This is a genomic window from Paenimyroides tangerinum (assembly GCF_003865405.1).
Taxonomy (GTDB): Bacteria; Bacteroidota; Bacteroidia; order Flavobacteriales; family Flavobacteriaceae; genus Flavobacterium; species Flavobacterium tangerinum.
In genome coordinates this window covers 1-15442 of sequence record NZ_RQVQ01000052.1, presented here as the reverse complement: position 1 = coordinate 15442, position 15442 = coordinate 1, and the positions used below count along the sequence as shown (strand labels likewise).

14 protein-coding genes and 1 rRNA gene are annotated in these 15442 nt (G+C 31.1%); 6 read left to right on the top strand and 9 right to left on the bottom strand.

The genetic code is table 11. The annotated features are described in order from the left end of the window. Positions 1-327 precede the first annotated feature (327 nt). The gene (locus EG240_RS14965; protein WP_125020163.1) at positions 328-954 is read left to right on the top strand and encodes a hypothetical protein; all 627 of its coding nucleotides are present in this window, start codon (positions 328-330) and stop codon (positions 952-954) included. 152 nt (positions 955-1106) lie between these two features. Here EG240_RS14965 and EG240_RS14960 read toward each other — a convergent pair whose 3' ends face one another. The 7 genes from EG240_RS14960 to EG240_RS14930 all read right to left on the bottom strand — a co-directional run bounded on the left by EG240_RS14960 (position 1107) and on the right by EG240_RS14930 (position 8210). After that, positions 1107-1811 (bottom strand): LuxR C-terminal-related transcriptional regulator, encoded by a 705-nt coding sequence (locus EG240_RS14960; protein WP_125020162.1) that lies wholly within the window; start codon positions 1809-1811, stop codon positions 1107-1109. Positions 1812-1891: 80 nt separating this feature from the next. Beyond that, complete coding sequence (locus tag EG240_RS14955; RefSeq protein ID WP_125020161.1) at positions 1892-4525, bottom strand: valine--tRNA ligase; 2634 nt, start codon at positions 4523-4525, stop codon at positions 1892-1894. 139 nt (positions 4526-4664) lie between these two features. Continuing rightward, complete coding sequence (gene trxA / locus EG240_RS14950; RefSeq protein WP_125020160.1) at positions 4665-4958, bottom strand: thioredoxin; 294 nt, start codon at positions 4956-4958, stop codon at positions 4665-4667. Beyond that, on the bottom strand, positions 4955-5152 hold the full coding sequence (locus EG240_RS14945) for a hypothetical protein (RefSeq protein WP_125020159.1): 198 nt from the start codon (positions 5150-5152) through the stop codon (positions 4955-4957). The genes trxA and EG240_RS14945 overlap by 4 nt, the downstream gene beginning before the upstream one ends. Before the next feature lie 44 nt (positions 5153-5196). Next, positions 5197-6609: an MBL fold metallo-hydrolase gene (locus EG240_RS14940; RefSeq protein ID WP_125020158.1), complete on the bottom strand. Its 1413-nt coding sequence runs from the start codon at positions 6607-6609 to the stop codon at positions 5197-5199. Positions 6610-6683: 74 nt separating this feature from the next. Further along, on the bottom strand, positions 6684-7472 hold the full coding sequence (locus EG240_RS14935) for a sulfite exporter TauE/SafE family protein (RefSeq protein WP_125020157.1): 789 nt from the start codon (positions 7470-7472) through the stop codon (positions 6684-6686). A gap of 105 nt (positions 7473-7577) precedes the next feature. Beyond that, entirely contained in the window at positions 7578-8210 is a 633-nt protein-coding gene (locus EG240_RS14930) for a Crp/Fnr family transcriptional regulator (protein ID WP_125020156.1), read from the bottom strand. 330 nt (positions 8211-8540) lie between these two features. On the opposite strand from EG240_RS14930, the gene EG240_RS14925 reads away from it, so the two are divergent. The 3 genes from EG240_RS14925 to EG240_RS14915 all read left to right on the top strand — a co-directional run bounded on the left by EG240_RS14925 (position 8541) and on the right by EG240_RS14915 (position 11807). Further along, positions 8541-8930, top strand: a complete 390-nt coding sequence (locus EG240_RS14925; RefSeq protein ID WP_125020155.1) for a DUF1573 domain-containing protein — start codon at positions 8541-8543, stop codon at positions 8928-8930. Between the two features lie 270 nt (positions 8931-9200). After that, positions 9201-11420, top strand: a complete 2220-nt coding sequence (locus EG240_RS14920; RefSeq protein WP_125020154.1) for an NADP-dependent isocitrate dehydrogenase — start codon at positions 9201-9203, stop codon at positions 11418-11420. A 102-nt stretch (positions 11421-11522) separates the two neighbouring features. After that, entirely contained in the window at positions 11523-11807 is a 285-nt protein-coding gene (locus tag EG240_RS14915; RefSeq protein ID WP_125020153.1) for a hypothetical protein, read from the top strand. A gap of 216 nt (positions 11808-12023) precedes the next feature. Here EG240_RS14915 and EG240_RS14910 read toward each other — a convergent pair whose 3' ends face one another. Further along, positions 12024-12491, bottom strand: coding sequence for an ion channel (locus EG240_RS14910; RefSeq protein ID WP_203229325.1), 468 nt, complete (start codon positions 12489-12491; stop codon positions 12024-12026). Positions 12492-13352: 861 nt separating this feature from the next. Between EG240_RS14910 and EG240_RS14905 the strand changes: the two genes are divergently transcribed. Further along, the gene (locus EG240_RS14905; RefSeq protein ID WP_125020151.1) at positions 13353-13976 is read left to right on the top strand and encodes a hypothetical protein; all 624 of its coding nucleotides are present in this window, start codon (positions 13353-13355) and stop codon (positions 13974-13976) included. Next, entirely contained in the window at positions 13960-14568 is a 609-nt protein-coding gene (locus EG240_RS14900; RefSeq protein ID WP_125020150.1) for a hypothetical protein, read from the top strand. Before EG240_RS14905 ends, EG240_RS14900 begins: the two co-directional genes overlap by 17 nt. A gap of 706 nt (positions 14569-15274) precedes the next feature. Here the strand turns inward: EG240_RS14900 and rrf are convergent. Continuing rightward, positions 15275-15385, bottom strand: a 5S ribosomal RNA gene (gene rrf, locus EG240_RS14895). Positions 15386-15442 lie beyond the last annotated feature (57 nt).

The following is a 15442-nucleotide window of genomic DNA, read 5'->3' as shown; positions in this document are numbered from 1 at the left end:
TACAACTATTTCTTTTTTTTACCAACTATTTTTCTTGATTTATTAATCGAACTCAGGTTATTATATTTTTTTTAGCGGTTAGCAGTTAAACAAAAATACATTTTTAGTAAATTATTTAATTATCTGACAATGAAATTATTAAAACTAAATAACACATCAAAACAAAATAGTTAAAATTTATAAAATTGCAGTAGTTTTACGTAGCTAAATGTTAAAAAGTGTTAATTTTTCAAAAAACAAAACATCTTCAATCCTATCATGAAACAAAAGCTACATTAACTCTTTTTTAATCTGAGAATATGAAAAAGAATTGTAACTTATTTACTAATGGTAATTATATTTTTTATTGCTTGTGGAAAACGAGAAGAAAAATTAGTTATTGAACAACCTCAACCCATCGAGATTAGAGAAGTTTCTGAGGAAGAAATTGACGAATTCAATTTGATTGTTGAAGCTATTATCCATCAGAATAATTTGGCTGTTTTAAAAACAGATAAAGATTCTGAAAACTTACTTTTAGAATTTTTAATAAAGACTCCAATCGATTTAAATGAAATCGATTCAGAAGGGAACAAATCACTACCTTCTCCAGGAGCAATTTTCATTTCAGAATTAATTGGAAATAGATTTGAGAATAAAGTTTATTTTACTTCTGAAGATTCGCTATACATTATGCAACAAAATACGTATCCTGATACAATCAAAATTATGGCTTCAATACTTGAAAAAGTAAATACTAAAGAAAATGAAAAACAAGAATTGAAAGAAAATCCTGATTTATATTTTGGAGAATTTGAAATCTCTATTCCAATTTTATCTAAAGATAGACAAACGGCTTATGTTGAATTAGGTTATTTTTGTGGGGCTTTGTGTGGAAATGGAAGTGTTTTAATTTTGAAAAAAATCCATGGGAAATGGAAGGTTGTTGAAGATATTTCTTCTTGGATTAGTTAAAAAAGCGTTTTGCGTTAGCGGTTGGAGCGGCATCCTTTTGTGAAACAAAAGATATAGCGAAAGACGCGACCTGTAAAAAACGACGTGAGGAGTTTTTGTACAGGAAACGCCTAAATAAAAAAACTCATCTAAATAAAATGAGGTTTTGAAATTTATATTCTTACTTTATTTAAAACTTGGATCAAAGATGATGATTGCGTTTTTTGTAAAATATTTTTTCTATGTGTTTTAACTGTATGATCGCTTAAATTTAATTGTTCTGAGATTTCTTTCGTTTGAAATCCTTGATTTATAAGGTCTAAAATTTCGACTTCTCTTTTTGTTAATTTGAATTTCTTCTCAAAATTTACTGGTCGATTTTTAATTTTATCGATAATTTGAAAATCAAATTCTGACCGTTTTTCATATGAATCAATTACTTCGTGATGGACAAAATTCCGAAGCATTCGTCCGTATTCATCCGTTTCAATGGTTTGATATTCTTGCTTTATGGTTAGATAGTTTCCTTCTTTTGTCTTCAATCGAAAAGAATACGAAATGATGTATTTGAAAATTTCTTTGTAAAAAATATGATTACTTATCTGAAAGGAATTATGCTCACATTCATTGCAATATTGTAAATCTTCTGGGTGAATACTTTCGAAAAACTTGGCCATATTGAATTCTGAAGATGAATAACCTAAGACCGCCGAAATGCTTTTACTTACATATTCAATATCATTCACTTCGCAATCAAATATGAAATAATAACTCTGAATTTTTCTTTTCTCATTAATAATTTCATTAGTATGTGGGTGATCAAACCAAAAGTCCCATTCACTCCCCAATCCTAATTTTTGCTTTATTTTTGAACCCATCAATAGATGATAATTTGTTGATCAATAGAAAAAGCCATCATTTCAATTAAGAAACGACGGCTGTATTTATCTAAATGTAATTATTTTAATCCAGCTAATGATTGTTCAATCGTGGAGATTTTTGACAATGCATCGGCTTCTTTTTTACGTTCATTTGCTAAAACTTGCTCTGGCGCACCGTTCACAAATTTTTCATTTGAAAGTTTTCCTTGAACTGATCTTAAGAATCCTTTTAAGTATTTTAATTCTTCTTCTAACTTTGTGATTTCTTCTTCAACGTTTATTGATCCTGAAATTGGAATAAAATATTCGTTAGAATTTACACGGTAAGAAAGCGCTCCAGAAACTTGCTCGGTTACATATTCTAAATTAGCAACGTTTCCTAACTTCGTAATAACAGCATCAAAAGTTGTTGGTTTATTGTCTTTATTCAACACTTTCAAATCAATCGTTTCTTTGAACGAAATATTTTTGTCTTTACGAATGGTTCTGATTCCAGAAATTACCTCAGTTGCGTATTCAAAATCTGCGATTAATTGCTCATCAAACGATTTGATTTCTGGCCAAGCCGAAACGATTAATGCTTCTTCTGTTGAACGCTCCGTAATATGTTGCCAAATTTCTTCTGTTAAGAATGGCATGTATGGATGTAATAACTTCAGGTTTGCTTCTAACATTTCGATTGCTGCTTTGTAAGTTACAGCATCGATTGGTTGTTGATAACCTGGCTTGATCATTTCTAAGAACCAAGAACAGAAATCATCCCAAACTAATTTGTAGATTGCCATTAATGCATCAGAGATTCTGTACTTCTCAAAATGATCTTCGATCTCAGCTAACGTTTTCTGTAACTTAGCTTCGTACCAAGCGATTGCTGCTTTTGAAGCTGCTGGTTGCTCGATAGTTTCAGAAACTTCCCATCCTTGAATTAAACGGAAGGCATTCCAAATTTTGTTTGTAAACGCTTTTCCTTGGTTACATAATTCTTCGTCGAATAAAATATCGTTACCTGCAGAAGCTGATAATAATAAACCACAACGAACCCCATCTGCACCAAATTTCTTAATTAAATCTAATGGATCAGGTGAATTACCTAATGATTTTGACATTTTACGACGTTGCGCATCACGTACAATTCCTGTTAAATACACGTTAGAGAATGGTTTTTCTCCTGCATATTCATAACCAGCCATAACCATACGAGCTACCCAGAAGAATAAAATATCCGGACCTGTAACTAAATCATTCGTTGGATAGTAATATTTAAATTCTTCGTTATCTGGATTTACAACTCCATCAAAAACAGACATTGGCCATAACCAAGCAGAGAACCACGTATCTAAAGCATCGCTATCTTGAACTAAGCCATTAGTTGTCAATGCTGGATTTCCAGTTCTTTCTTTTGCTAATTCTAAAGCTTTTTCTTTCGTTTCTGCAACAACAAAATCTTCTTTTCCATCTCCGAAATAGAAAGCTGGAATTTGATGTCCCCACCATAATTGACGAGAAATATTCCAATCACGAATATTTTCCATCCAGTGACGGTATGTATTGTTGAAACGGTTTGGATATAATTTGATTTCCTCAGTTTCTAAAACTGCTTTGATAGCAGGTTTTACTAACTCGTCCATTTTAAGGAACCATTGATCAGATAATCTTGGTTCGATTACGGCTTTTGTTCTTTCCGAAGTTCCAACGTTATTTAAGTGATTTTCAACTTTTTCTAAAGCTCCAATAGATTTTAATTCTTCAGAGATTTCGTCACGAACCACAAAACGATCTTTTCCTTTGTAGTGCATTCCTAAATCATTCAATGTCGCATCTTCATTAAAAATATCAATGATTTCTAAGTTGTGACGCTCACCTAATTCCTTATCGTTTACATCGTGCGCAGGAGTTACTTTTAAACATCCTGTTCCGAATTCCATATCAACATACTCATCAAAAATGATTGGCACGACTCTATTTACAATAGGAACAATTGCATTTTTTCCACGTAAATGTGTGTAACGTTCATCGTTAGGATTTACACAGATAGCGGTATCTCCTAAAATAGTTTCAGGACGCGTAGTTGCAACTGTAAGGAAATCATTCGTTCCTTCAATTTGATATTTTAAGTGGTATAATTTACCTTGACGTTCTTCGTAAATTACCTCTTCGTCAGATAACGTAGTTTTAGCTTCTGGATCCCAGTTTACCATACGGAAACCACGATAAATTAAACCTTTGTTATATAAATCAACGAAAGATTTGATAACAGCAGGCGAAAGTTCATCATCTAAAGTAAATTTAGTACGTTCCCAATCACAAGATGCACCTAATTTTTTAAGTTGTTCAAGAATTGTTCCTCCATATTTATCAGTCCATTCCCAAGCGTGCTTTAAGAATTCTTCACGAGATAAATCGTCTTTGTTAATTCCTTCTGCTTTCAATTTTGCTACAACCTTTGCTTCTGTTGCAATTGACGCGTGGTCTGTTCCAGGCACCCAACATGCATTGAAACCTTTTAAACGTGCACGACGAATCAAAACATCTTGAATGGTGTTATTCAACATGTGCCCCATATGCAAAACTCCCGTGACGTTTGGTGGTGGAATTACAATTGTATAAGGTGTTCTATGATCTGGCGTTGAACGAAAATAATTGTTTTTCATCCAATAGTCATACCATTTTGCTTCAACTTGTTTAGCATCAAACTGCGCTGGAATACTCATAAATATTTTTTTTATTAAATTTTCTACAATATACAAAAGTAATAATTCTAAAGAAGAATAGAATAAAAATGAATTAAATTAAAAATAAAAAGACCAAGCCGAAATAGATTCAAGGCTTGATCTCAATTGATTTGTGATTTTATAGATTCGTTTTCAATAAATTTTCTAATTCGTTGGTGGCAAACACTCCAGATTGACGCCATTTAATTTGTCCGTTCTTAAAAATAATTAAAGTCGGAACACTTCGTACTTGATATTGTGCCGCAACTTGTTGATTTTGATCTACGTCAATTTTTATAATCGAAACCTGATTTCCTAAACGCTGTTTAACTTCATCTAAAATTGGAGCTTGTGTTTTACAAGGTCCACACCAAGTGGCAAAGAAGTCAACCAAAACGGGTTTATCTTGATTTATAATTTCTTGAAATGTCATTTCTTTTTTTCTTTTTTAAATAATGAAAAAACCAAACCTCCCATTAATCCTCCGTATAAAGTACTATTTGTGGGATTAGAAGTGATAGCACAACTTTCGGTACAACCATAAAAATTCCAATACAAATAACCAGCAATTAATCCGACTGGAATTCCTACAAACCACAAAATATTTGATTTAAAAAAATCTTTCATTTATTATATTGTTTTCTGAATTGATAAAATTACAACTTTAATCATTACCTCAAAACTTTACTTTGGCATACGAAATCGGTTTTTGGAATGTTTGTTTGAGCTATAGCATTAAATCCGCCTGCAATTTCTGTAAAATTTCTGAAACCACGCGCTTGTAAAATACTTGCTGCAATCATACTTCTGTAACCACCGGCACAATGTAAATAAAAATGTTGCTTAGGATCAATAGTTTTCAACCATTCATTTATATAAGCTAATGGTTTACTATAAGCTTCTTCAACGTGTTCTGATTCATATTCTGATGCTGCGCGAACATCAATAATTATATAGTCTTTATTATCGATTTGTTCTGCAAAAGTTTCAGCTGTAATACGCTTTACAAAATCAATTTCTTTTTGCGCAGCCAACCAAGAATGAAATCCACCTTTCAAGTATCCTAAAACATTATCAAATCCAACACGACTTAAACGAGTTACAACTTCTTGTTCTGTTCCTTCATCAGTAACTAATAAAATAGGTTGTTTAACATCAATAATCATAGCTCCAACCCAAGGTGCAAAATCTCCGTTAATTCCGATATTAATAGATTGAGGAATGAAACCGTTCGCAAAATCACTATTTGAACGAGTATCTATGATTAAAGCGCTACTTTGTTCTGCTATATTTTCGAAATCTTGAACTGATAAAGCTGTCATTCCTTGAGATAAAACGTTATCAAAACTTTCGTAACCTTTTTTGTTCATCGCTACATTCATTCCGAAATAAGCTGGTGGTGGTAATAAACCTTCAGTTACCGCTTGGATGAAAGAGTCTTTCGAAGGTTGATTTAAAGAGTAATTCATCTTCTTTTGATTACCTAAAGAATCCACAGTTTCTTTCATCATATTTTTACCACAAGCCGAACCTGCGCCGTGTGCTGGATATACAGTAATATCGTCTGCTAATGGAAGAATCTTATTATATAAGCTATCATAAAGCAAACCTGCTAAATCTTCTTGTGTCATATTCGCAGATTTCTGAGCTAAATCTGGTCGACCAACATCACCTAAAAACAAGGTATCTCCACTGAACAAAGCGATATCTTTTCCATTTTCATCAGACAATAAATAACACGTACTTTCTAATGTATGACCTGGTGTGTGAAGGACTTTGATTTTTAAATCGCCAATTTCAAATATCTGATTATCTGTTGCAATAATCGCTTCAAATTCTGGATTAGCAGTTGGTCCGTAAACAATTGGTGCATTTGTTTTTTTACTTAAATCTAAATGCCCACTAACAAAATCGGCGTGAAAATGCGTTTCAAAAATGTATTTTAGAATTACATTATCTTTTGTTAATCGGTTGATATAAGGTCGGGTTTCGCGAAGCGGATCGATAATAACAGCTTCTCCTTTACTTTCTATATAATATGCACCTTGTGCTAAACATCCAGTATAAATTTGTTCTATTTTCATTTTTCTAATTTTAAAATTTACAATGTAAAATTATAATTACTTTTAATTTCAAAACGTAACAATTGTTACAAAAACTAACTAAATATCAACTCTTTACCTAATATTAAAAATCCCATTCCGACAACAAAATATCCAAAAATTGGTTTTAATTGTTTTGAATCTAATTTTTTATTTAATCGCATTCCGATAAACATTCCGGTAAGTGCAATTCCGAAAATCTTAACAAGGAAAATCAAATTCAGATCACCAATATCAGATGAGCCAAAAAAACCAATTAAAGATTTAACTCCTATTATGAATAAAGAATTAGCAACCGCTTGTTTCATATTCAATTTTCCGAAAATCATTAGTACAGGTACAATAATAAAACCACCTCCTGCACCAACGATCCCAGTAATAAACCCTTCTACTAATCCAGCCAAAATCAAAACAAGACTTTTATATGGGCAATCGATACAATCAGGCTCTCTATTTTTTTGACGAATCATATAAACACCCGAAAACAACATCAGGATAGAAAAGAAAACCAGCATCGCCATGTTTTTTTGAATGGCAAATCCTAATAATAAAAACTCAGTTGGAATGCTAGGTAAAAGAAATGCTCTAACTAAATAAAGTGAAATAATAGATGGAATCCCAAATTGTAAAATTCTATTATAAGACATCTTTTTATTAAAAACATTGGGCGATGCTGCTATTAAACTTGTGATACCTACCAATGCAAGCGAATAAGTTGTCGAAAGTGATGCTGGAATAGCAAATAAGTAAACCAGAACAGGAACTGTTAAAATGCTTCCGCCACCGCCGAAGAGACCAATTAAAAGTCCTATTAAAATCGTTAGAAGATATCCTAGTGTTTCCATTGTTTATTATTTTATCTTGCAAATTTCCGATAATGATAAAATATAAAGCGTAACATTTGTTACAGTGAAAACAGCTATAAAAAAACCTCCAATCGGAGGCTATATTTAGATAATGGTAATTGTATTGCGTTGTTGTTCTATAAATTTTTCTTTTTCAAGAACTTTTAATAATCTTGAAATTACAACACGTGAAGTATTGAGTTCGTAAGCAATTTCGGCATGTGTTTTATTAATGGTTCGAGATTTATTTACACTCGCCACTTCAATCAAATAATTCTTTAAACGCCCCGTTGAATCATTAAAAGCTAAATTATCAATTGCTCGAATCATCTCATCTAAACGATCCTGATAACTTGTCAAAACGAAAGAACGCCACGATGGATATTTTGCTAGCCATTCGTCCATTTTTTGAACAGGAATCATAATCATTTCACCATCCGTTTCGGCAGAAGCTCTAATATTACTCTTTTTCTGACCCAAACAACAAGTCATTGTCATAGCACAAGTATCCCCTTTTTCTAGATAATACAAAACCAATTCACCATCATTTGCATCTTCACGCATGATACGAATTGCGCCGTGTAAAAGCAAAGGCATGTGTGTAATTACATCATTTAGATCAATTAAAATTTCGTTGGTTTTAAACGATTTTAAAATCCCTAAAAAAGCTATTTCTTCAATTAATTTATCTTCAAACAAATTTTCGAAATATTGAATTAATAATTGTTTATCTACCATGATTTAGATATTATAAAAAGAATAAAAAAATACGTTTTTCCCAACAAACTGGACTACAGAACAAATATGATCAATAAATTTCATTTCAATTGTAACAAATGTTACCAAAAAAAATACAATAATCAGATAAAAAAAATGTAAATGAATTGTATTTTATTTAAATCTTTTCTAAATTCGTATAAGTATTCAATCATTAAACACCAAAATAATATTTGGCATGCTTTTTGAAAATATTAACATTAATTAACAAAATAAATGATAAACTAAACTTAAATCAGTTTGGTTGTTATTCAAAAGTATTTAATTTTACAAGACTAAAGATTATTTAAAATGAGAAAATTTCTAAGTTTAGTTGCCATGTTATTAGTAACTGCAGCTTCATTCGCACAAAAAGGCCCGCAAATTAAATTCAAGGCAATGGACAACACTATTGATTACGGAACTGTAAAGAAAAGTACCGATAATGGTGTACGTGTTTTTGAATTTGTAAACACTGGTGATCAACCATTAGTAATTACTAATGCTAAATCTTCATGCGGATGTACAGTTCCTTCAAAACCAGAAGCGCCAGTTATGCCAGGACAAACTGGAAAAATTGAAGTTAAATACAACATGAACCCAGGTAAAATCAGTAAAGTAATTACTGTTGAATCTAATGCTACAAACGTTGACAATGGTGTTGTTGCTTTAAAAATTAAAGGTGAAGTAATCACTGAATAATTACTACTTCAACTAATGAATTAAAAAAGACCGATTTACTCGGTCTTTTTTTATATATCACTGTCAATTTATTAACTGCAATTTTATCAACTTTATTAAAAACGCATCCATTTTTTCAGAAATTGATTAATTCAAAATAACAAATTATCAAATTGGTAATTCTTTGAAAGTTAGATTCATTTACAACTAATTTAGGATTCTTTTGTTATAGAATTTACTATATTTGTATCGAAATTTATCAAAAAAAACAAACGATTTATAAATCTTATCATAATGTCAAAATCTAAGATTATTTACACATTAACAGATGAGGCGCCAATGTTGGCAACTTATTCTTTTTTACCTATTGTTAAAGCTTTCACATCTGCTGCAAATGTTGAGGTAGAAACTAGAGATATTTCTTTAGCAGGACGTATCTTAGCAAATTTCCCTGAATTCTTAAAAGAAGATCAAAAAATCGGAGATGCATTAGCTGAATTAGGAGATTTAGCAAACACTCCAGAGGCAAACATCATTAAATTACCAAATATTTCAGCTTCTATACCTCAATTAGCTGCTGCTATCACAGAGTTACAATCACATGGATTTGCTATTCCTAACTATCCTGCAGACGCTGCAACAGAAGAAGAAAAAGCAATCAAAGCAAAATATGCAAAAATTTTAGGTTCTGCTGTAAACCCAGTTTTACGTGAAGGTAATTCAGATCGTCGTGCACCTAAAGCAGTTAAGAATTATGCAAAAAAACACCCACATTCAATGGGAGCTTGGTCTGCAGATTCAAAAACAAAAGTTGCTCATATGGAAGCTGGAGATTTCTACGGAACAGAAAAATCAGTTACTGTTGCAAATGATTCTCAATACAAAATCGAATTCGTTACAAAAGACGGATCAGTAAAAGAATTAAAAGGTTTAGCTAACTTAAAAGCTGGAGAAATCATTGATTCTTCTGTAATGAATTTAGCTGCTTTAAAAGCATTCGTTTCTCAAGTTAAAGAAGAAGCTAAAGCTGCAGGTGTATTATTATCTGCTCACTTAAAAGCTACAATGATGAAAGTTTCAGATCCAATTATTTTTGGAGCTGTAGTTTCTGTTTATTTCGAAGAAGTATTCACTAAATTCGCTACATTATTTGCAGAATTAGGAATCAACCCTAACAATGGTTTAGGAGAATTATATGCTAAAATCACTGGTCACGCTCAAGAAGCTGAAGTAAAAGCTGCAATTGATGCAGCTATCGCTAACGGACCTGCATTAGCAATGGTAAATTCGGACAAAGGAATTACCAACTTACACGTACCATCTGACGTAATCGTTGATGCTTCTATGCCTGCAATGATTCGTACTTCTGGACAAATGTGGAACAAAGAAGGTAAACAACAAGATACATTTGCTTTAATTCCAGATCGTAACTACGCTGGTGTTTATCAAGCAACAATTGAAGACTGTAAAGCAAATGGCGCGTTAGATCCTACTACAATGGGTTCTGTACCAAACGTTGGTTTGATGGCTCAAAAAGCTGAAGAATACGGTTCACATGACAAAACTTTCCAAGCTACTGAAGAAGGAACAATTCGTGTAGTTGATGGAGAAGGAAATGTGTTTATGGAACAAGCTGTTGAAGCTGGAGATATTTTCCGTATGTGTCAAACTAAAGATGCTCCTATTAAAGATTGGGTTAAATTAGCTGTTAACCGCGCTCGTTTATCTTCAACTCCTGCAGTTTTCTGGTTAGACGAAAATCGTGCTCACGATAGAGAAATCATCGCTAAAGTAAATAAATATTTACCGGAATTTGACACTACAGGTTTAGATATTCAAATCTTAAGCCCTGTAGATGCAACTAAATTTACTTTAGAAAGAATTCGTCAAGGTTTAGATACAATTTCTGTTACAGGAAATGTTTTACGTGATTACTTAACAGATTTATTCCCTATTTTAGAAGTTGGAACATCTGCAAAAATGTTATCTATCGTTCCATTAATGAACGGAGGTGGATTATTCGAAACTGGAGCTGGTGGATCTGCTCCAAAACACATTGAACAATTCATTGAAGAAGGTTATTTACGTTGGGATTCTTTAGGAGAATTCTTAGCTTTACAAGCTTCTTTAGAGCATTTGGCTCAAACTCAAAACAATGTAAAAGCTCAAGTTTTAGCTGATACTTTAGACGAAGCTAACGATAAATTCTTAGACACAGACAAATCACCAGGTCGTAAATTAGGAACTATCGATAATCGTGGATCACACTTCTACTTGGCAATGTATTGGGCTCAAGCTTTAGCTGCTCAAACTAAAGATGCTGAGTTAGCTGCTAAATTTGCTCCAATTGCTGAAGCAATGACTGCACAAGAAACTAAAATCAACGAAGAATTAATAGCTTCACAAGGAAAAGCTCAAGCTATTTCTGGTTACTACCAACCAAATACAGAAGCTACTTTCGCTGCAATGCGTCCTTCTGAAACATTAAATACAATCATCAACAATATCTAATATTGTACCGATTATAAAACCAAAAGCTCCGTTTTTCACGGAGCTTTTTTTATGGTGTTTTTTAAAACTTTATTTTTTGTATTATTGTAAAAAGCATTTAATATGAATACCAAAGAAAACACTTTTGATTTACATTTAATTTCACAAAAATCAGAAACTAATGGACACACATTTTCTTCTTACTTTTTACCAAATGAAGAAGAAAGTATAATCTATTCACCTAATACAAATAATATAAACATTTTTATTGGTACAAATAACAGCGGTAAAAGTAGATTCATGCGTGAATTACTTAAAATGGAAAATTGGTATTTTTCGAAAGATTTGTATTCTAATATTAGAAGTTATTATGATTCAATTAAAACTCTTTTTGAGAAAAATTCCTGATAATACTTTGAATGAAAATAAATATTACTATAATATAAAAGGTGATAAAATTCAACAAATAAAAAATCACCCGATATAGTCGCTTTAACCGAAGCTGTATATGAATTTATATTAGAACATAAAGTATAAAAAAGGAAATCTCAATATTTGAGATTTCCTTTTTCAATTTAAAATTTTATATAATAACAAATCAATAAAAAGATATAATCATACTATTTACGTTGATTTACTATTAACTTTCTGAACCACACTTGTAATATAAACAGTAAATATAGGAAACATCATCATACCCAAAGCAGCTAATACAACTGATAAAATCTTACCTGCAACCGTTACAGCATAAATATTAGAACCAACAGTTGTCACATTCATAAACGCCCACCATAAAGAATCCGTATATTCTTTTACACCAGGATTCAAACCTTGTTCTATTGAAAAGAATAATAAACTAGAAAAATAAACAGTTGCTAGCAACATCGTTAAATAAGAAATAAACAAACTCGTAACTTTACTATTAGTAAACCTTCCCACAATAATTGCAAGTGCATATCCACCACGAACCAATGGAATAAAACGCACAAAATACCTTAACTCTTCAGAGAGAATTATATGATAGTAATCTATAATATTTAGATAAGGAATCGAAATTATAAAAAAAAGAAAATGAGTTCTTAGATATTTCATTTTTTTCGAAGCCATAAAAAACTCAAGAAAAAAATCAAAGAGAAATATAGCACAAATAATCAATTGCACTTTCAAATATGAACTTTCAGACTGAAAAGGAACGTTATTAAATGTATCAATTGAGATACTTATGACGAGAAAAAGAGATAAAATTAAGATAATTACATGCATAATGCTGTAAATATCATGAATAAATTTTGCTTTGGTCGGCACGATGGATTTCATAATTATAATATCTTCAAAGTACCCCAAAGATACCAAAATTAATTAGTAAATGAAATCATAACACTTTTAACATTAACTCAAAAAATATAAAATCCGCATATTTCCGTCTAGAATAAATTTCATCTATCAAACATTTTTTATCTTTTATTAATCAAAAATATAAAATACAATTTTACTTATTGAATCGTTATTATGGCAATCCCTTCCACTGCGTTACAGGTCGGGCTGTCCGCACTCGCTTTTCGCAAATTAAAAATTTGCAAAAGAGCTCAAACAAAGCTTCCATCCCTATTGCAAAACGCAGTTGTAAATAAATATCACAGCATAAGTTGAAAATATTATATATATAATACTTACTTTTCTACTAGATAATATTTCAATTTATTCTAGATAATATTACTTTTTTTACTAGATAAAATCTAAATTTATTCTAGAATAAATTCTAAACTAGAAGCTTCCAGTAAAAAAAACCACCGCATAAATCGTCAAAATCCAACTTATGATTGTATGATGAGCTAGTATTATGTTATTTTTAGTACATTTATAAATGTAGATCCGCTGGCGGAACAGTTTGTTGGTTGGACACCATATCATTATGTGCATCAAAATCCTATAAACTTAATCGATCCTACGTGGATGAGTGCACAAGATCCCGAAGGAGGGGGATTTTGGAGTAGGGCAAAATCGTTTTTAGGAATTGGATCTATCAATAAACAAGAAACAAGTCCTATTGAAGATACCATTTTAGATGAAGTAGTTATTTCTACTGACAGAAAACCTAATTGGATTAAAAGGAATTTTTCTAAAGATAAATTTTCTAATGATTTGAAGAATATTAAGGAAAATACTGGATGGAATCATGGTGTTAAGGAATTAGTTAAAACATATAAATCTATCCAAAAATTAGGTGGCTATAAGATTTGGGGCTTTGGGAGTGAGGAAATGGGAAGAAATGATATCAAAATTGAAGGAGAACATAAACATATTGACGCTTCCAACATACCAATGCCAGGTCTAGGCGGGATTGAAACTAAACCAAACACAACAGCAAATTTAGTTCAATATTTGACAAATAGTTTTGGGGTTTTTAATTCAATGAGTGAGGTAAAATCAGATTCAGTTTATCAAACAATTGGAACTGATCCTGGATCTGGATTTATAATTTATAAAACTAATAATAGAAATGACGCACAAAAGCAGAAAGCAAAGATGGAAAAAAATGGTGCTTTATATATTCAGATCAATGCGACAAAGAAATAATTTGATATATTGTTGTTGTTTTTTGTTTTTGTTTAGTTGTGAAAAGAAAAGTGAAAACTTAATTGTATCTGAAGTTATTAATGATTCGATTATTGCAAAGGGGCTTTATAATGGCAATCAAAAAACTGGTATATGGGAGTATGTCGATACAAATGGTCAAATTTTTGAAATTGTAGAATTTAAAATAATTGATAACAAATCTTATTATAACCAAAGCGTAAGTTTTGATAAAAAAGGAGATACGATTCACAATAAAACATCATTTTTTACATTTAATTTTTTAAATGATTATTTGATTACAATAAAATTTATAAGTTTATTTGATAAATATTATGATGATCAAAATGGTACAGTTTTATTATATAGCAATCAAATTAATGATGATTTTAGTAATTTAAATAAAGTAAAATTTGATACTGTTTATCTTAAAAATAATTTTCTTAAAATGAATCTAAAATTAAATAAACTTAGAGGGATTATTAAAGAATTTCATTTTGATAGTGATTCATCTTATATAAGTAGAGAAGTATTTATAGAAATTGATGAAAATTCAAAAAATTTCCCTATTTTAAATAACACAGGCAATATGTAACACATCAAAAGTGGTATTATCACTGCAACCCCTCATTACTACTACATTAAACAACATTTACAAAACCAACTAATCAAACTCAAGCTGACCGTAAAAAGTCGGCTTGTTTTATTATAAAAACTACTGCTGTTGCACTAAAATGGTTTATGTTAAAAACAGAAATCCCAACCATAAGGTTGGGATTTTGTTTTATAGCCAATTTTCTTTTGGGTTTAAATGGGTAGAAAGTACTGCGTAAATAAGCACCTCTTTTTTAGCTTCATTTACTTTAAAATGAATCATATACTTAAAATCCTTTAACGGTAAGCAATGAATATTTTTATAACGAATTTGAAAATGTGGATTTTGTTGTAAGCTTTTCAAAGTTTCTCTGTACTGTTCTAAAAACTTTTTACCGTAATCTTTTCTTTTACCCGATAGCGCGGATTTGCAATCCGTGCCTTAAAACAACAACAGCCCCTTTACAAACCTATGGAGGCTTGTTTTATTATAAAAAAGGAGTGCTGTTGCTCTAAAATGGTTTTGGATTTCCCGATCGCGCGGATTTGTAATCCGTGCCTTAAAACCAATTAAACAAAGCGAGCTGACGTAAAAAGTTAGCATGTTTTATTATAAAAAGGAGTGCTATTGCTCTAAAATGATTTAGGATTCACAAAGTTATAGATAACAAAAAAGTCCTTTACTTTTCAGTAAAGGACTTTCAAAAAAAAGGCAACGTCATACTCTCCCACATTAAATGCAGTACCATCTGCGCAATCGGACTTAACTTCTCTGTTCGAAATGGAAAGAGGTGAGCCCCGACGCAATAATTACCCTATATCGGTTTGTTGAATAATCAACATATATTTAAAATAAAAAAAGTCTCAACTTTCAT